This is a genomic window from Thalassotalea marina (genome assembly GCF_014656435.1).
Lineage (GTDB): Bacteria > Pseudomonadota > Gammaproteobacteria > Enterobacterales > Alteromonadaceae > Thalassotalea_C > Thalassotalea_C marina.
Genome location: NZ_BNCK01000001.1, coordinates 398,237 through 416,158, shown reverse-complemented (window position 1 = coordinate 416,158; position 17,922 = coordinate 398,237). Strand labels below are relative to the sequence as shown.

Annotated in this window: 14 protein-coding genes; 4 read left to right on the top strand and 10 right to left on the bottom strand. The window is 39.4% G+C overall.

Features of this window, described 5'->3' with window-relative positions; all coding sequences use genetic code 11:
• Window positions 1–162: 162 nt before the first annotated feature.
• Window positions 163–537, bottom strand: coding sequence for a YacL family protein (locus tag IE199_RS01830; RefSeq protein WP_189767005.1), 375 nt, complete (start codon window positions 535–537; stop codon window positions 163–165).
• A 194-nt stretch (window positions 538–731) separates the two neighbouring features.
• Between IE199_RS01830 and IE199_RS01825 the strand changes: the two genes are divergently transcribed.
• Window positions 732–1,538: a hypothetical protein gene (locus IE199_RS01825; RefSeq protein WP_189767004.1), complete on the top strand. Its 807-nt coding sequence runs from the start codon at window positions 732–734 to the stop codon at window positions 1,536–1,538.
• Window positions 1,539–1,620: 82 nt separating this feature from the next.
• Here the strand turns inward: IE199_RS01825 and IE199_RS01820 are convergent, their stop codons facing one another.
• Window positions 1,621–2,907, bottom strand: a complete 1,287-nt coding sequence (locus IE199_RS01820) for a polysaccharide deacetylase family protein (protein ID WP_189767305.1) — start codon at window positions 2,905–2,907, stop codon at window positions 1,621–1,623.
• Between the two features lie 397 nt (window positions 2,908–3,304).
• On the opposite strand from IE199_RS01820, the gene IE199_RS01815 reads away from it, so the two are divergent.
• On the top strand, window positions 3,305–4,174 hold the full coding sequence (locus tag IE199_RS01815; RefSeq protein ID WP_189767003.1) for an AraC family transcriptional regulator: 870 nt from the start codon (window positions 3,305–3,307) through the stop codon (window positions 4,172–4,174).
• Window positions 4,175–4,206: 32 nt separating this feature from the next.
• Here IE199_RS01815 and IE199_RS01810 read toward each other — a convergent pair whose 3' ends face one another.
• A complete protein-coding gene (locus IE199_RS01810) occupies window positions 4,207–4,446 on the bottom strand; it encodes a VF530 family protein (protein WP_189767002.1) in 240 nt (79 codons plus the stop codon).
• 193 nt (window positions 4,447–4,639) lie between these two features.
• On the opposite strand from IE199_RS01810, the gene IE199_RS01805 reads away from it, so the two are divergent.
• Window positions 4,640–5,038: a CBS domain-containing protein gene (locus IE199_RS01805; RefSeq protein WP_189767001.1), complete on the top strand. Its 399-nt coding sequence runs from the start codon at window positions 4,640–4,642 to the stop codon at window positions 5,036–5,038.
• 10 nt (window positions 5,039–5,048) lie between these two features.
• Here IE199_RS01805 and IE199_RS01800 read toward each other — a convergent pair whose 3' ends face one another.
• The 7 genes from IE199_RS01800 to pdhR form a co-directional block, all read right to left on the bottom strand.
• Window positions 5,049–5,798 (bottom strand): substrate-binding periplasmic protein, encoded by a 750-nt coding sequence (locus IE199_RS01800; RefSeq protein ID WP_189767000.1) that lies wholly within the window; start codon window positions 5,796–5,798, stop codon window positions 5,049–5,051.
• 104 nt (window positions 5,799–5,902) lie between these two features.
• Window positions 5,903–6,268, bottom strand: coding sequence for a hypothetical protein (locus tag IE199_RS01795; RefSeq protein ID WP_189766999.1), 366 nt, complete (start codon window positions 6,266–6,268; stop codon window positions 5,903–5,905).
• A gap of 79 nt (window positions 6,269–6,347) precedes the next feature.
• Window positions 6,348–8,288 carry an alpha/beta hydrolase family protein gene (locus IE199_RS01790; protein WP_189766998.1) on the bottom strand — a complete coding sequence of 647 codons (1,941 nt, stop codon included), beginning with the start codon at window positions 8,286–8,288 and terminating at the stop codon, window positions 6,348–6,350.
• An 82-nt stretch (window positions 8,289–8,370) separates the two neighbouring features.
• Complete coding sequence (gene lpdA / locus IE199_RS01785; RefSeq protein ID WP_189766997.1) at window positions 8,371–9,804, bottom strand: dihydrolipoyl dehydrogenase; 1,434 nt, start codon at window positions 9,802–9,804, stop codon at window positions 8,371–8,373.
• A gap of 232 nt (window positions 9,805–10,036) precedes the next feature.
• Complete coding sequence (gene aceF / locus IE199_RS01780) at window positions 10,037–11,704, bottom strand: dihydrolipoyllysine-residue acetyltransferase (protein WP_189766996.1); 1,668 nt, start codon at window positions 11,702–11,704, stop codon at window positions 10,037–10,039.
• A gap of 20 nt (window positions 11,705–11,724) precedes the next feature.
• Entirely contained in the window at window positions 11,725–14,403 is a 2,679-nt protein-coding gene (aceE, locus tag IE199_RS01775) for a pyruvate dehydrogenase (acetyl-transferring), homodimeric type (RefSeq protein ID WP_189766995.1), read from the bottom strand.
• Between the two features lie 111 nt (window positions 14,404–14,514).
• Window positions 14,515–15,285 carry a pyruvate dehydrogenase complex transcriptional repressor PdhR gene (gene pdhR / locus IE199_RS01770; RefSeq protein WP_189766994.1) on the bottom strand — a complete coding sequence of 257 codons (771 nt, stop codon included), beginning with the start codon at window positions 15,283–15,285 and terminating at the stop codon, window positions 14,515–14,517.
• A gap of 292 nt (window positions 15,286–15,577) precedes the next feature.
• Here pdhR and IE199_RS01765 point away from each other — a divergent pair, with 292 nt between their 5' ends.
• A complete protein-coding gene (locus IE199_RS01765; RefSeq protein WP_189766993.1) occupies window positions 15,578–17,878 on the top strand; it encodes a penicillin acylase family protein in 2,301 nt (766 codons plus the stop codon).
• Window positions 17,879–17,922 lie beyond the last annotated feature (44 nt).

Below are 17,922 nucleotides of genomic sequence, written 5' to 3'. Positions count from 1 at the left end.
AAGCCTACACAATATCAAAACAGCACAAAATAGCTACAGAACAAATAATGTTAGTTTCCACTACGAAGGTAAGTGCGGAGGTTATAAAAAACAAATGAAACAATAAGCCTAGAAAGGCTAAGATACCTTAATACTTATAAATATTAAGGCAGCTTTTGCGCGTTAAAAATTCCTAAAATTAGCCCAAGAACGCAGTAGTTCTCTAAAGTCGTCTACGCCACAACTGGCTCCTTCAGTGTAATCGAACGATAACGCGTCAGATGTTAACTCATCAGGCATAACCATTTCGCCATTTAACATAACGTTCATGTTTACGCACACATCCTCGTGGTTAATGGTTAAGGTATACTCTTTACCAACTAATTGAAACTCTTGTTGTTGGTGTTCTGCGGCATCTAATGCTTTTAATACATTTGATAGTTTTTCTACATCTTGGCCAATCTCTGTTTCAAGCCATGGTCCCATCAACTGATGTTCTAATGAAAATTGTGCACGGGCAGATCCAGTAATGCCATCGTGAATAAATTCGTACTCCATACATGCCTCTGAAGTTTTCGTGATTAATGAAATTATAGAAGAATTATCATCGCTACGCTCCATTAAAATAGAGTACTAATGCGCTTTTGCTGCAATAATAATCAGCTTGTAGTGCATATCCTGAATAAAGGTTTTCTATTAAAACTGAACCTATCTTTTATTATTAGGTCTATTGCACTGATAAAATTAATAAAATGAAGTTTGTAGTGTTAAACGGAAGTTCAAAAGCCATCACACTGTCGGTAGTTGTTCACCTATTAATAGTTTATTTGTTAAGTTCAACTATTACTGTATCACCTCATATCGCTCAACCGGTTCACCAACCGATTGACAGTTATTTGTATGTGCTGCCTACCCAAGAGCAATTAGAGCCAATTGTAGAGCCTGAAGAAGAGCAACAAGCAGAGCCGTTACCTGAAGCTGAACCTGAACCAGAGCCAGAACAAATACCTGAACCTGAAACTGAACCTGAGCCAGAACAAAAACCTGAGCCCAAACAAGAAGAACTTGATGTTCCAGTTGTAGAAACAGAAATAAAAAACAGCGACACCGAACAACAAGAAGTTAACGTTTCGGTCGATAATCAGCCCTCTACCTCGGTTAACAAAAAATTCAGTGCGGCGACATCTTTAGACCAGTTAAGAGCGTTAAATGACCAATTAGAAGATGAAATGTTTGAACAAGTTTATATAGAAAGAACTAAACCTAACTCTGGCTCTATAATGCATGGTCAAGCTACTTCGGTACCTCATTCAGTAAAACAACAATCAGAAGATGAAAAAAGAGCCCAGGCGACTCAACAGATGGGCGGAGGTTTTGCTGTCACCAAAGGAGAAAATGGCAGCTGTACTATTACTCGTGATTTAAGTCATGTAGGTATGGAAGGTTTAACTTCAGTAGAGAGCTTTAGCTGCGGTCAAACAGAAATACAAAAAGCCTTTAATCAGCATATGAAGAAATGGAAAAAGAAATACGGCAAGAATAATGATTCATCAAATTAACCATGCAAACTAGAAGTGATAAAAATTAAAAAAATCTCGCCAAACAATGGCGAGATTTTTTAATTAGTAAAAACTAAATAGATTAAAGTTTATCAAACAGTGTCACTGAGGCGGCAGCATCAGGCTCCCAACCTGTTTGAGACGTATGATCAATCGTAACGCGATAAGTGGCGTTTTTGTATACGACTTCCTCACCCGCTTTATAGGCGACATTGCTAGCCCATAAACGACTCGCCATATCGACTACCCAAAGGTTACTACCATCTTTGACTGGAGCCCATGGCGCTTGTGAAGTATGCGCAATAACGGCTTTGTAAATTACATTACCTTGTGATACGTAGTCACCCGCTTGGTAACTAACGTTTTCTTGCCAAGCTGGTGCATAGTTATCTAATGTGTCAAAAGTATAACCAGCAGCTTTTGCTAACGCTAAGAATTCTCTTAATTTAGGTAAGTTTTTAGTTGCACCTTGACCACGCTTGCCGTCTTCAAATAAGAAGTCATGTGTTAATATGACAACTTTGTCATTATGCAATGGATGCCCGCAAGGGAAAGTATGACTGGTTGAGTTATCTGGCTTCAAAGTTTTAGGCGCACAACTGTTCATAGCAGCACCAACTTTAGCAACTAATACATCAGGCTCAGTTAAACTTTCCGCAGGAAATTGAATACCCCAGTTTTCAGGCGCCCAATCTAGATCCCAACCATGAATAACATAACCTTTATCAGCCAGTAAGCTGGAGACTTCAATCCCCATCAAAGAGCTGTGGAATGGATTGGCTGGATCACATTGGTTACGAGGGTCCCAAGGTTGAAATTCATCTGTGGTTGCACATAATCCATCACTCTTAAAGTCACGACTAACACGCCAGCCATTGGTATATGGTAAACGAGCAAGGCTAGTTCCCTTAAAATTTGGGTAACTATCAATATTAGGAATATATTGACGGAAAGAGCCTAAGTTTTTATCAAACTTTGAAGCATCCAGTGCGGGGTTTTGATAAGAGCGTACATTATGCATAGCAGTAGCATTACATTCAGCACCACTGTTTGCGTCAACATCAGTTTTACCAACACAATTATGTACCATATGACTATAACTGTGGTTTGCAATGATATGACCAGAATCTAATGCTTTTTGCAGTGCAGCAACAGCCTGATCTTCGTTTTCATCGCCGATGCCATCAAAGTGCCAACCATTAAAATAGAAAGTCGCCTTTACGCCTGCTTCATCTAAAATATCGATTAGTGCTGGTGTAGCATTCATCGGACCATCATCAAACGTTAAATAAATAATTTTATCACCTGCTGACGCAGCAGTTGTAGCTACAGCCAATGCAATACCACAAGCTAAATGTGTAAGTTTCATCATCCTTTCCTCTTTTGCAACTGTGTTTCAATGTTGAGCAAAAGCTGCTCAACTAACTGACATTTATCCTAGAGCAGTAGAAAAAATTAAGTGGTACTAAACTCGCAAATTTACGTTAATTTCTAACATTGTTGAATAAACGTACTTTTACGTATATTTGTGTCATGCAATATTTGTGTCATTAGAAGTACGATCAGTTTTGTATGTTTTTGCAGACCACATAAACAGCTACATATATGAATTTGTTATATTTTTATAAATAAACATTTCTATATTCTCACTGCCAAAACGGTATGCTTTTTGAGCACTTAATAGTGTTCGTCATGATTAATGTAAAGCAAGGAAGTTGTCGAAAATTACGACAAAAAGTGTAAACATTTGATGAAAGGAAGCAAAAATGAAAGCTATGTGTGGAAAGTCTATTCCTAGTGACAGCTGTTCTTGGCGTTTTGCCAAGGTCGACTTATCATCGATAGAGTTTAACTGGCACTATCACCCGGAATATGAAATTTGTTTAACACTTAATAGTGGTGGTTCAAAACATATAGGCGATCACGTCAGTCAATATGAACGAGCGGATCTGGTGATTTTAGGCCCTTATCTCCCCCATAGCTGGTTTTGCAAGCCAACTAAAGGAAACCATGAATTGACCGTGTATGTTGCGCAGATCCCGAGTCAATGGCTCAATGAACTTGTTCAAAAAAATCCGGAATTATCAATACTAGACTCATTTTTACAGCGCACTAAACGAGGAATAGAATTTGGACGAGCAGCCACCTTAAAGTCCATCAATCTATTTAAAGCCATGTGCCAGGCCGATCCTTTAGAGCGTTATTTGTTGTTAATTGAGTTACTCAACTTAATGGTAAAAGATAAATCCGCTAAACAACTCTCTACCAGTACTTTTGATAACAAAACACCACAAAACACAGCCATCGCTAAATTAGATAAAGTCATCAATTATATATATGAACATTATACTGAGCAGCTAACTGCTGAAAAGCTAGCGTCATTGGTACATATGAGCACCAATCATTTACATCGCTTTTTTAAACAGCGCACTGAATACACCATTAACCAATTTATCAACCAATTGCGCATAGGAAAGGCCTGTAAATTATTGATTGATAGCGATACACAAATTTCGGCAATCAGTGACCAATGTGGTTTTAATAATATTTCTAATTTCAATAGGCGTTTTAGAATGATCAAAGGTGCAACGCCTAAAGAGTATCGCAATATGCTGAAGGCACCTGCGATCATTTAATCGAATGTAGCTTTAACCTTGGGTTTTAACGGTTAATCGCGTTCTGGCCAAGAAAAGCCATGAAAGGTATTAATGTACATTTCTTCAACTTTTGTACGTGCCCACGGTGTTCTGCGCAGAAACTTTAAGCTTGATTTGATTGAGGGCTCATGATTGAAACAACGAATATCAACAATCTCTCCCATGCGCTGCCAACCAAGTTTTTCAACGAGTTCGTTGAGCATGGTTTCTAAGGTTTTACCGTGTAAGGGGTTATTGGGTTGGTTTTCCATGAAGATCCTAAATGTGCAGTTACAAAGTCATAGCCGAGGTATTTTAAGCTATTTGTCCCCCTTGTTCACTGGAAATATTACCACCAAAAACAATCGAACATTTGGTAAACAAGTACTCTGCTGCATTAATTTAAGCTGTAAACTTGCGCTATAATTAACTAATCGACATTAGATTATTGTAAAAGGATTTGTGATGAATCAGCCGATTAGCGACATTATGCAAAAAAACGTTATTGTTGCCCACATAGAAGACACCATCCAAGAAATTGAACAGTTTTTAGCGCAAAATCATTTATCGTTTTTACCCATCATTGACGATCAAGGAAAGTGTTTTGGCGTCATAAGCGATTATGATTTACTAAAGTTTCATAAAGACATGGGTAATTCGCAAGTAGAACATGCTTGGGAAATATGTTCTCATGCCATCATTGAAGTGACAGCTAATACCCCCATATTTTCAGCAGCCGAGCTTTTAGTCTCGAAGAAGATTCATCATTTAGTAATTACAGAACAAGATAAAGTTGAGGGCGTCGTTTCTGCAACCGATCTTTTACGCTATTTTATGGATATAAAACCACTAACGAATAAGTAATAAACATGATTTATTTGTTTTCTTCTTGCAGTGATTTTTTAACTTTTATCATTGCTTGCTTAAATTTTAGAACCGTTTCGTCCGGAGTGTCTTTATTAAACGCTAAATATAACGCAGTGTTATCAAAACAAATGATGGTTTTTAGCCTCTCTTCGGTTTTGCCTCGCCCGTATTGCATGTAATGCTCTAACACTTGTCGCGGCAGCCCAATAATGTCAGCTCTTCCTGCCTTAAGCATTTGCAGTGAACTCTCAATCGATACTGAATCAATTAAATTTCCCCCCCGGATAAAACCTGCCTTGGTCAAAACAATACTAATATGACCTTGTAATTGGGTAACCACCCGAAATTTTTTTGCTTGTTCTAACGTATAAAGCGGTTCAATAACGCTGCTTTCAAAAGCAAACAAACAGGTTTCGACCGCTGAAATTGCCCCAACCCATTTAAACAGTTTTTCTCTTTGTGGGTTACGAGCTAACGAAAAGATTAATGTATTGGGTGTGTTTAACGCATACTCGTAGGCTCTAGCCCAAGGTAACACTTGATAGTTTGCAGAGGCTTTAAGTTCTCGAAAAACCGAATCTACTACATCGACACTCAAACCAACGAGCTTACCATTGTCGAGATAGTTATAGGGCGCAAAGTCTTCCGTAAATACCTGATAACTTTCAGCAGCTATTGCACCTCTATAAGGGTGCAACAAGGCTAACAGTAAGCTCACAAAGAAAAATGCCACAGACGACTTTTTTGGATTAAACATCAAGAGCCCTTATTTAAAGTCCTTTTTAAAGTATAGGCATGGTTAGAACCCTTTGAGGTAAATTTACAATATTTACCCCAATGCCCAACCAAAGGCTTTTGCTGTTATTGCTTAGCTGGGCACTCCAGATTCGCCGATAAAGAAGGAATAATTAAATTAGGATGCGCTAGCCTGTCGTCATATTCTTCTACGCCCCCTAGGACTTCCAATTTAAATCCGTAACTTTTGCAGGTTTGTAGAGCTTTACGTATTAAAAAAGTGGCTAAGCGATTAAAAGGAACTTTTTCATCTGATCTGACTAATATGTGAAAACGGTTATCACCAAGCTCTTCTTTTTCAAAAAAAACGCCATGATCAAAGTCATATTGGCTACTGTTTGCTTGACTATTTGGTGTTGCACACCCCGTGGCTAAGGTAAACAACGTAGCTACAATTAACAGTTTTGCTAAAAACTTTATTGAAAACTTCATTTGAAATATCTAACTCCTTTCCATAACCAAAACCCCAAAAGCTCTAAATGATGATTTAGAGCTTTATAAGTTTATTCATTTAGTTTAGGTGTTTTTCCAAAAATTCACCGATTTCTTTAAATGCTGACAACCTATTGTCATTTTCATCTAGGAAATGTGTACCAAACTCATATTCTATATGCTGAATATCAAGATCAGCATCTTTAGCTTCGTCAAAAAACTTTCTAGATTGTTTTATAGAAACTCGAGTGTCTTTTGCACCGTGAATTAATAAAATTGGCGCTTTAATATTTTTGACGTAGTTAATCGGCGATATTTCTCGCATATTATTTACGTCATCATCTACCTTTGGATGCCCTATGGTATTTTCTACAAAAGATCTCAATGTCGGCATCAAATAAGCAGTATCTGCTAACGCTTTAACATCACTTACACCAGCAACGGATACGATACATTTATAGTCATTCGGCTTTTCGGCCGCGGCTGTAAGTGCCACATATCCACCATAACTAGCACCTACAAAACAAACTTTAGACATATCCACTTTGTTTTGAGTTGCTAACCAATCTACGGCTTCATAGACATCGCTTTGCATTTTAGCGCCCCACTCTCGATATCCTGCTGTTTCATAGCTATTACCAAAACCAGTCGATCCCCTAAAGTTAACCTGTAATACTGCATAACCTTTGTTAGCAAAGTACTGTACATATGGGTCAAAATATTGATAATCCCTTGCGTTAGGACCACCGTGTGGGTAAACGATTAACGGCGGCTTCCCATCCGAATTATTTGGCATAGTTAAATAACCATTTAGCAACATTTTGTCTTGTGTTTCAAACTCAAATGCCTCTACGTTTGCTAAAGGCTTGTTTTCCAAATGTGGGTATTTACTAAACCAAACTCCAGCTTTATTTGCTTGTTGATCAAGCCAAAAATATTTCGGTGGAGAATTATCTTTTACCGCCAATACCAGTACTTTGCTTCTATCTAAACTAAAATCGACAATACTTGTTTCATATTGCGAAAATATTTTTGCAACTTTGTTATGAATATTATTTTCATTGGGGTCAAAAAAATGATTTCTACGGAAATGATCATAATAAACAGCTCCAATCACCTTCGACTGATCAGGGCTTAATAAAGCAGAATCAACGTCATATTTGTCATGTGAAAATAAAACCTTTTCAAACTTGCCACTAGGTATGTCATAGGACCATAAAGCTTGTCGATACAATTCATGATCTGTTAAAACTATTGCTTTATTGCCGTCTACTTTAATCGGAGTAAAGGTAGTACTATCGTACAACTTTCTTGAATGTAACAATTTCCATTCATCATTATTATTCGTTCTATGCCAAATATTTATTGTGTCTTTTTTATTATTGTTTCCATCATATTGCACACCTAAAACGACTTGACCATCTCCGTTGGCATACCACGAGCTCACTTTATACTTGTTTACAAATAACTTTTCATAATCGCTGTCGTAAACATTAACTTTAAATACAGACCATCCTTCATCTTTTTCATCATAAGCTTGTATCAAGATGTGTTTTTTATCTTTCTCAAGCAGAGAAACGATTCGTGTCGTGCTGAGCACATCCATCCAATCAGGACGATTCTTTGCTTTCTTGTCTTGTAATAAAACAACATCAGTACCATCTTTATTTACCGCATACATCCGGTTTACTCTTGTATAGCCACCATAAGATAGTTTGGGGTAACTCGCAGATATCACGATACGTTCACTATTAACCCAAGTTAAACCATCAATACGATCCTTTGACTTAGATAGACGAGCCACAACTGCAACCTTTCTTGAAGCAAATGGCGAGACAACGACACTGGGTCCATCTTTACCATTGTATACCGCAGCGATCATTTTACCATCAGGGGATACAGTGGCATGCTGAAACATAGGTAGGTGACCAAAATGTTCGTATGTCAGCTCCTTATTTTTTGCTAACACAGGCAAGGTCAAAAACAGGTAGAGTAAAATAGTACGTAACACTAGATGCATATCAATTCCTTGATTTATTTATTCTTTAATAAAAAAAAGCAGCGACGAGCGCTGCTTTATTTATACTAGAGTTTAAAAAGAATTACTTCTTCTTTTTAACTGCTTTAGCATTTGGAAGGTCAGTAATTGAACCTTCAAAGATTTCAGCTGCTAAGCCGATTGATTCGTTTAATGTTGGGTGAGCATGGATAGTTAATGCCACATCTTCAGCATCAGCGCCCATTTCAACGGCTAGACCGATTTCACCTAACATTTCACCAGCATTGATGCCAACAATTGAACCGCCTAGTACACGACCAGAGTCTTTATCGAAGATAAGTTTTGTTTTACCTTCAGTGCGACCTGATGCAATGGCACGGCCAGATGCTGCCCAAGGGAAGTTTGCTGTTTCAACATTTAAACCTTGTTCTTTTGCTTCACGCTCAGTAACACCTACCCACGCAATTTCTGGGTCAGTGTATGCAATTGAAGGAATTGCACGTGGTTCAAATACGTGTTTCTTACCAGCAATAACTTCTGCAGCTACATGCGCTTCATGAACGGCTTTGTGCGCAAGCATTGGTTGGCCAACAACATCACCGATTGCAAAAATGTGACCAACGTTTGTACGTAATTCGTTAGAAACATTGATAAAGCCGCGCTCATCAACGTTAACACCAGCTTTGTCTGCAGCAACTAAGTGACCATTTGGCTTACGGCCAACAGCAACTAAGATCTTGTCGTAACGCACTTGGCCTTCAGGCGCTTTTTTGCCTTCAAACGTTACGTATAAACCGTCTTCTTTTGCTTCAACTGCAGTTACTTTAGTTGAAAGCATGATTTCTTTAAAACGTGTCTTGTTGTGTTTAGTGTAGATTTTAACAACATCTGCATCCGCTGCAGGGATCAACTGATCAGCAAATTCAACAACAGAAACGTTTGAACCTAATGAGCTATATACAGTACCCATTTCTAAACCGATGATACCACCGCCTAGTACTAACATTTCTTCTGGTACGTCAGCTAGTTCTAATGCACCTGTTGAATCAATTACACGTGGGTCGTCATGTGGAATAAATGGCAATTCAACTACAGATGAGCCACAAGCGATAATTGCATTGTCAAATGTTACTGTTGTTGTACCGTCTTCGCCTTCAACTTCAATCGTTTTATCTGAAGTGAATTTACCGTAACCGTAAACAGTAGTCACTTTGCGTTGCTTAGCCATACCACCTAAGCCACCAGTTAACTGACCAATTACACTGTCTTTCCATGAACGAACTTTATCTAAGTCGATTTCAGGTGCACCAAAAGAAACACCGTGAGACGCCATTTCTTTTGCATCATCAATCACCTTAGCGACATGAAGTAATGCTTTAGATGGAATACAACCAACATTTAAACAAACACCACCTAACGTTTTACGGCTTTCAACTAATACAACGTCTAAACCTAAATCCGCAGCACGGAATGCTGCTGAATAACCACCAGGGCCTGCACCTAAGACGACCACTTGTGTTTTAATTTCGTTACTCATGCTAACCTCAATTAACTGTGAATATTTAATGCTACGCTAACGGCTGCTAAGCACTAAATTAAGAATTTATTTTTATTTGGCGAAGTTTACTGAAAAACGAGTCAAATCGCCATCGATTAAACATTTTAATCTTGAATCATTCTATATTGAGGCAAAGGTTATAAATCAAACCACTAGCCAAAATATAGATAGACTTTGGTCGAAATAATCAACCAAAGTCCACAATGTGCACTTACAATACTAACTTACGAATATCTGAGATAACAGAAGCTAAGTGTACTGAGAAGCGAGCTGCTAATGCGCCATCAATCACACGATGATCGTATGACAATGATAGAGGCAACATTAAACGAGGTTCAAACTCTTTACCATTCCACTTAGGCTTCATATCAGATTTAGATACACCTAAAATAGCAACTTCTGGTGCATTAACAATAGGCGTAAACGCTGTACCGCCAATTCCACCTAAGCTAGAAATAGTAAAACAACCACCTTGCATATCCGCAGCTTTTAACTTGCCATCACGTGCTTTTGCACTGATTTCAAGTAATTCTTTAGATAACTCGTAAATACCTTTTTTATCAACATCACGTACTACTGGCACAACAAGTCCTGTAGGTGTATCAACTGCGATACCGATATGGAAGTATTTCTTAAGGATCAAGCTTTCACCGTCATCACTTAAGCTTGAGTTAAACACTGGAAATTCTGCCAATGTTTTTGCTGCCGCTTTCATTAAAAACACAAGTGGTGTGATTTTAAAGCCCATTTTTTGCTTTTCACAGATCACATTTTGTTCTTTACGGAATTTCTCAAGCTCAGTGATATCCGCTTCATCAAATTGTGTAACGTGTGGAATTGTTACCCAATTGCGGTGTAAGAATGGGCCAGAAATTTTCTGAATGCGAGTAAGCTCTTTTGTTTCAATCTCACCAAATTTTGAGAAATCAACTGACTTAGCTGCAACAACCTGTAAACCACCTTCTCCAGAAGCAACAGAACTACCTGCGTTAGCTTTAGGACGAGAAAGTTCATATTTCACATACGATTGAACGTCTTCTTTTAAAATACGACCTTTACGACCCGTGCCTTTAACTAGCGTTAAATCAACACCAAATTCGCGCGCTAAACGACGAATTGAAGGTGAAGTGTAAACTTTACCTGTAGCTTTAAATTCACCTGCCGATGGGTGATGAGGAACAGGCGCTGCTTTTTTCTCTGGTGCAGCTGCAGGAACTACTTCTTCAGCTTTTGCTTGAACAGCTGGTGCTTGTGGTTCTTCAATCGCCGCTGGTGCGCCGCTGTTGGTTTCAAGTTTAACCACAACGCCGCCAGTGCCAATTTTACCACCAACACTAACAAGTACTTCTTTTACGATACCCGCGTGTGACGACGGTACGTCCATCGTTGCCTTATCTGTTTCTAATGTGATCAGTCCATCTTCTTCTTGAACTTCATCACCTACAGCAACAAGCACGTCGATAATATCAACTTCACCGTCTTCACCGATATCAGGTACCACTACTTCAATGACTTCACTTCCGCCTGAAGCAACAGGTGTCGGAGCAGCTTCAGCTGGTGTAACTTCTGGCGCAGCCGCTGGCTCTTCTTTTACTTCTGGCTCTTGTGCTGGCGCTGGTTCAGCAGGCGCTTCATTTGCGCCAGCTGCTTTCATTTCACCAATCACGTCACCTTCTTTGATTTTGTCACCTACGTTAACTGACAGTGAAGTTAATTCACCAGCCATCGGCGCAGGAATATCCATTGACGCTTTGTCGGTTTCAACGGTAACAATACCTTCGTCAGCTTCTAATGTGTCACCTACAGCAACACATATTTCGATAACTTCAACTTCTTCGCCACCTACATCAGGAACTAGAATTTGTTGAATATCAGACATAATCTTCTCCTCTAGCTCTATTACGCGTATAGCGGGTTAAGTTTTTCAGTGTCGATATCAAAACGTTTAATCGCTTCTGATACCACTTTACGCTCAACGTCACCGCGGTTAGCTAATTCGTATAACGATGCAACCACAATGTAAGAAGCATTAACTTCAAAGTGACGACGTAAGTTTGCACGGCTATCTGAGCGGCCAAAACCGTCAGTACCTAAACAGCGATAGTCTGTATCGATAAAGGCACGAACTTGGTCAGAGTATGCTTTCACATAGTCAGTTGCTGCTATAGCAGGACCAGCGTCTTTAGTGATCACTTGGCCGATGTATGGCACTTTCGCTTCTGCTTCAGGGTTTAACATGTTGTAACGGATAACATCTTGACCTTCACGCGCTAACTCGTTGAACGAGGTCACTGAGTAAACATCAGATGATACGCCATAATCTTCTGCTAAGATGCGAGCTGCTTCGCGAACTTGCAATAAGATAGTACCTGAACCCATTAACTGAACATTGGCTTTAGCGTTTTTCGCTTCAACACGATCAAGTTGGTAAATACCTTTGATGATCTTCTCAGCAATGTCTTTATCTTCTGGCATTGCAGGGTGCTGATAGTTTTCATTCATTAAGGTTAAGTAGTAGAAAATATTTTCATTATTTTCGTACATACGACGTAAACCTTCCTGAACGATAACAGCGATTTCGTAGCCATACGTTGGATCGTAAGTTAAACAGTTAGGAATTAAGTTCGCTTGAACGTGTGAGTGACCGTCTTGGTGCTGTAAACCTTCACCGTTAAGCGTGGTACGACCCGCTGTAGCACCTAATAAGAAACCACGTGCTTGAGAGTCACCTGCCGCCCATGCTAAGTCGCCAACACGTTGGAAACCAAACATTGAGTAGTAGATGTAGAACGGAATCGTTGTTGCGTTACAAGTTGAGTAAGACGTACCAGAGGCAACCCAAGAGGCCATTGCACCTAATTCGTTAATACCTTCTTGTAATACTTGACCTTTTTTATCTTCACGGTAGTAAGCAACTTGGTCAGCATCTTGAGGAACGTATTTTTGTCCTTCATTTGCGTAAATACCTACCTGGCGGAATAGACCTTCCATACCAAAAGTACGTGCTTCATCAGGGATGATAGGCACAATACGCTTACCAATTTTCTTGTCTTTTAATAATGCGTTAAGTACACGAACAAATGTCATGGTACTAGACACTTCACGATCGCCTGAACCTTTAGTAATCGCTTCAAATGCTTTTACTGAAGGAATTTCAAGTTGCTCTTCCGCTTGTACACGACGTGCAGGTAAATGACCACCTAATGCTTCACGGCGAGCTCGCATGTATTGCATTTCTGGGCTGTTTTCATCAAATTTGAAGAATGGTAGATCTTCAATTTGATCGTCAGAAATAGGCATGTTGAAACGATCGCGGTATTGCTTGATCGAGTCGATATCCATTTTCTTCACGTTGTGCGCTGTGTTTTGTGCTTCGCCTGATTGACCTAAACCAAAACCTTTAACTGTTTTTGCTAAGATAACCGTTGGGCGACCTTTAGTGTTAATTGCTTTATCGTAGGCTGCGTAAACTTTTACCGGATCATGACCACCACGGTTTAAGCGCCAGATGTCTGCATCAGACATATTCGCTACCATAGCAGCTGTTTCTGGGTACTTACCAAAGAAGTTATCACGAGTATATTTGCCGCCTTTCGCTTTACAGTTTTGATACTCACCGTCAACAGTTTCGTTCATCAAATCTAAAAGCTTGCCAGAAGTATCACGTGCAATTAATGGATCCCAATATGAACCCCAAATGACTTTGATCACTTCCCAACCAGCACCACGGAATGTGCCTTCTAGTTCTTGGATGATCTTGCCGTTACCGCGAACAGGGCCATCTAAACGCTGCAAGTTACAGTTAATGACAAATGTTAAGTTATCTAAACCTTCACGAGAAGCTAGACCAATAGCACCTAGTGATTCTGGCTCATCACACTCACCGTCGCCCATGAAACAGTATACGCGCTGTTCTGAACAGTCTTTAATGCCACGGTTTGTTAAATACTTAAGGAAACGAGCTGTATAAATCGCTTGTAATGGACCTAAGCCCATTGAAACGGTTGGGAACTGCCAGAAGTCATCCATTAAGTGTGGGTGCGGATAAGATGATAAACCGTTACCATCAACTTCTTGACGGAAGTTAGCCATTTGCTCTTCTGTCAAACGACCTTCTAAGAAAGCACGTGCATAAATACCTGGTGAGATATGGCCTTGTGCAAAAATAAAATCGCCACCATGCTCTGGCGTTGCCGCTTTAAAGAAATGGTTGAAACCAACATCATATAAAGTTGCACTTGAAGCAAATGAACCAATGTGGCCACCTAACTCTAAGTCTTTTTTCGATGCACGCAGTACCAACGCCATGGCATTCCAACGAATTGCCGCACGAATGCGAGATTCAATGGTTTGGTCTGCTGGCATGTGAGGCTCTTGCCCCGGAGGAATAGTATTCACATAAGCTGTGGTCGCATCAAACGGTAAATGTGTACCGCTACGACGAGCTTGGTCGATAAGTTTTTCAAGTAGGTAATGTGCACGTTCTGGACCTTCATTTTCCAAAACGGCTTCCATTGATTCGATCCACTCTTGAGTTTCTAACGAATCAATATCCATGTTTTTTGGGAGCTCAGACATAGTATTACTTAGTCTCCGGTTGTTATTTATCAATGTAAAATTTGTAGATAAAAGAAAACTATCAGTTAACTCTCTTTAATCTGCTAACTAATGCCGCTAATAACTGACGGCTTATATTCTCTGCATTCGACGCATTGAACGTTCCATTCGGCTTTGTTCTTCGGTCAAATTCAGTAAAACTTCTTCAATAAACGCTAGATGGCGATGACTCGCCCCCCAAGCTTTTTGCGGCTGGCCACTGATGATGGCATCCATTAGCCTAGTTCTATATTCGGCAATCTTGGCAAATATATCTGGTCGCTGTGCCAAAATTGTTAAATTTTGTTCAATATTGTCAATGACAACCGCCGACATACTTCGCGCCAAATGCAAAATCACACCGTTATGTGAAGCTGAACATATTGCCAAGTAAAACTCAAATACTGCTTCAGCTTCAAGGCGATAGTTATTCTCAATTTGTGCATTGCCAATGGCTAAATGTTTACTCTTGATCAGCTCAAAATCTGCAGCAGTACCTCGCATCGCGGCATAGTATGCCGACATGCCTTCAATACCATGGCGAAACTCAAGCAAATCAAACTGTGATTCATTGCTTTGCGCCATCAAATCAAAAAGCGGATCAGAAAAACCTTTTAGTATTTGATCGCTAACAAAGGTACCACCACCTTGGCGTCGACTCACTAAGCCTTTTGCTTCGAGTTTTTGAATTGCTTCTCGCAGTGATGGCCGAGAAACATCAAACTGTTTTGCCAACTCACGTTCTGGCGGCAATTTTTGCCCTGGTTTTAAACTACCTTCTAAAATCATGTCTTCTAATTGCGACATAATTACATCAGAAAGCTTGGGCTGTTTTACCGGCTTATTGACATTTGAAAGTACCATATTCTCACTTTAATTCAGTGGTTTACCAGAAAAACAACAGGCAAAACCTATCACCAAAAACCCTTGGTAAATTGGTATTACCAATATACAAACTGGTGTAAAAATAACAAAATAGAAGTTTTTTGTAAATAGAACATAGTTCAGCTGACGAAAAAAACAACAAAGCGTTCTTACAAATGTTAAACACATTTTGCACAGTCATTAGACGATTTGATGACAATTATCTTCACTTATTCCCTCACTATTTTAGTTACGCTTTTGAGGATTTAATCGTTAAATAAAGGACTAAATAATGAATCCAACACTCTCCACATTGCTTTTGGCATTATCGGCGACAATTGTTTTATCTGGCTGTAACAGCGATAAACACCACTCAACTACCATTGAATGGACCAGTTATGGTGTGCCACATATCACAGCAAAAAATTACAAAGATTTGGGAAAAGGCTTAGGCTATGTTTTAGCAAAAGACAGGTTATGTAATTACGCTGACGGTTTTATTACGGTTAACAGTAGGCGAGCACAATACCTTGGAGCGGGTGATGAACAAAGCAACATAGATTCTGACTTTGCCTATTACCACTTAAAATTGCAGGAAGTTGCCAGCACCACATTTGAAAATTTAGATCCCAGTGTACAAGATCTGATGAAAGGGTTTGCCATAGGTTATAACGACTGGCTAGTTAAAAATCCCTCTTATTACCAAGAATGTAATAGTTATGCCGACCAAATAGACCACTTAGATGTATATAAACTCAGCCTTTCTTTAAACTACTGGCCATTTATTGAAAACTATTTTTCGGTGTTAGCTAATGCCTCGCCTACACAAACACAGTCTGCTGAAACTCTCTTTAACAAATCTGATACTTGGTCAGAAAAATTTAAAGGTAGCAATGGTTGGGCACTTGGCAAGGAAATGACGCAATCAGGAGGCGGCATGGTATTGTCAAATACCCACCTTAGCCATACGGCCAAATACGCTTGGTATGAAGCACATTTAACTATCCCCAATAAGCTCAATGTTTACGGCGGTATATTGCCTGGTTTTGTCACACCTGCTCTTGGTTTTAATGACAGTTTTGCTTGGACACATACCTGGACGGCTTCCGTCCCAGGTTCAATTTATTTGCTAACACAAGTAAACAATGATCCGCTAACTTACCAATACGGAGATGAATTTAAGACATTAACTTCAAACACCTACCAAATACATGTATTACAACCTAACGGAAACACAGAAATAGTTGAACGTACTTTGTACCGCAGCCATTACGGCCCTATCGTTTTATTTAACAATGATGGCACCATGCTGGCCGCCAAAGATGCACCAAGCTTGCGAACTAACCAAGCAGATTACTGGTTAAAACTAGCGCAGAGCAAGAGTATTGAAGATGCCGTTAAATTAAATAAACAAGGTTACCGAACAGGTTCACAAAACATCATGATGGCTGATAAATCAGGGCAAACTTTTTATGCCGACTTAGCAGCCGTACCTCACCTATCGGAACAAGCATGGAATATTATTGAAAACACACCGATGTTAAATGAGCACAACGGCGTGTTGCTAGATGGTGCAAACCCTGTTTTTGAATGGACTAACTATGTTCCTTTTGAAAACATACCAAAGCGCTACTCCAGCGAATATGTACAAAATGCTAATGAACCCGCTTGGTTGGTAAATTTAGCCAATCCTATCACTGAATATGTTCCACTATATGGAGACGTTGAACGAGCACAATCAACAAGAACCCGATTGAGTTTAGATTTATTAGAGGAATTTAAACAACTTGGAGGCGGAGTAAGTTTGGCAGATTTACAGCAAGTGATGTTTGAACACCGTTTGTTTTTGGCCGAGCTTGTTAACGACGATTTGGTATCACTTTGTTTGGCCAATCCAGAGGTATATTTTTCGCCCATCGAACAAACGGTTGATATATCTAAAACATGCGACGTATTAAATCACTGGGATAAAACCGCCAATATTGACAGCGTAGGTACACATTTATTTAGAGAATACGCGTTTAGTGTTTATGAGTCGTTAAGTGAAAACGATTGTAATGAAATGAGCTGTTGGCAAATACCCTTTTCTGAAGATGACCCAATTCACACACCTCGAGGCTTATACTCTTCAGAAATTACAAATACTATGCACCTAGAAGCACTAGCTTATGCAACTCTCGTTGTTCAACAAGCGGGTATTGCCTTAGATGCACCATTAAAAGAGCTGCAGGCACTATCTAAAGGAAACAGCAAGCAAGTGGCAGCTGGAGGTTATGGCGATATTACCGGCAGTTTTTCTGTACTGGGAGTTGAAGAAGTATCTGGCGAAGACTACGTATCTTACTCAGGGTTAACTCAGCAAGGTTACGCACTAAACTCAGGAGATGGTTTTATTTTTGCAGCAGAACTTAGCAACAGCGGTGTTAAGGCTAAAACTATGCTGTTATATAGCCAATCTAATGACGTTGATTCTCCACATTATTTTGATCAAGCATCACTTTTGCCAAAACAGGAATATAAAGAAGTAAAGTTTACATCAGAAGCCATTAAAGCTGACCCAAACTATAAGAAAGAAAAATTAAAGATAAATTAAATCCGCTTTCAAAAAGGGGAAACAATAATTGTTTCCCCATGTTC

What these genes read in the sequence shown, in the direction of transcription:
- IE199_RS01830 (WP_189767005.1), bottom strand. Translation starts at nt 537, where the DNA reads ATGGAGTACGAATTTATTCACGATGGCATTACTGGATCTGCCCGTGCA.
- IE199_RS01825 (WP_189767004.1), top strand. Translation starts at nt 732, where the DNA reads ATGAAGTTTGTAGTGTTAAACGGAAGTTCAAAAGCCATCACACTGTCG.
- IE199_RS01820 (WP_189767305.1), bottom strand. Translation starts at nt 2,907, where the DNA reads ATGAAACTTACACATTTAGCTTGTGGTATTGCATTGGCTGTAGCTACA.
- IE199_RS01815 (WP_189767003.1), top strand. Translation starts at nt 3,305, where the DNA reads ATGAAAGCTATGTGTGGAAAGTCTATTCCTAGTGACAGCTGTTCTTGG.
- IE199_RS01810 (WP_189767002.1), bottom strand. Translation starts at nt 4,446, where the DNA reads ATGGAAAACCAACCCAATAACCCCTTACACGGTAAAACCTTAGAAACC.
- IE199_RS01805 (WP_189767001.1), top strand. Translation starts at nt 4,640, where the DNA reads ATGAATCAGCCGATTAGCGACATTATGCAAAAAAACGTTATTGTTGCC.
- IE199_RS01800 (WP_189767000.1), bottom strand. Translation starts at nt 5,798, where the DNA reads ATGTTTAATCCAAAAAAGTCGTCTGTGGCATTTTTCTTTGTGAGCTTA.
- IE199_RS01795 (WP_189766999.1), bottom strand. Translation starts at nt 6,268, where the DNA reads ATGAAGTTTTCAATAAAGTTTTTAGCAAAACTGTTAATTGTAGCTACG.
- IE199_RS01790 (WP_189766998.1), bottom strand. Translation starts at nt 8,288, where the DNA reads ATGCATCTAGTGTTACGTACTATTTTACTCTACCTGTTTTTGACCTTG.
- lpdA (WP_189766997.1), bottom strand. Translation starts at nt 9,804, where the DNA reads ATGAGTAACGAAATTAAAACACAAGTGGTCGTCTTAGGTGCAGGCCCT.
- aceF (WP_189766996.1), bottom strand. Translation starts at nt 11,704, where the DNA reads ATGTCTGATATTCAACAAATTCTAGTTCCTGATGTAGGTGGCGAAGAA.
- aceE (WP_189766995.1), bottom strand. Translation starts at nt 14,403, where the DNA reads ATGTCTGAGCTCCCAAAAAACATGGATATTGATTCGTTAGAAACTCAA.
- pdhR (WP_189766994.1), bottom strand. Translation starts at nt 15,285, where the DNA reads ATGGTACTTTCAAATGTCAATAAGCCGGTAAAACAGCCCAAGCTTTCT.
- IE199_RS01765 (WP_189766993.1), top strand. Translation starts at nt 15,578, where the DNA reads ATGAATCCAACACTCTCCACATTGCTTTTGGCATTATCGGCGACAATT.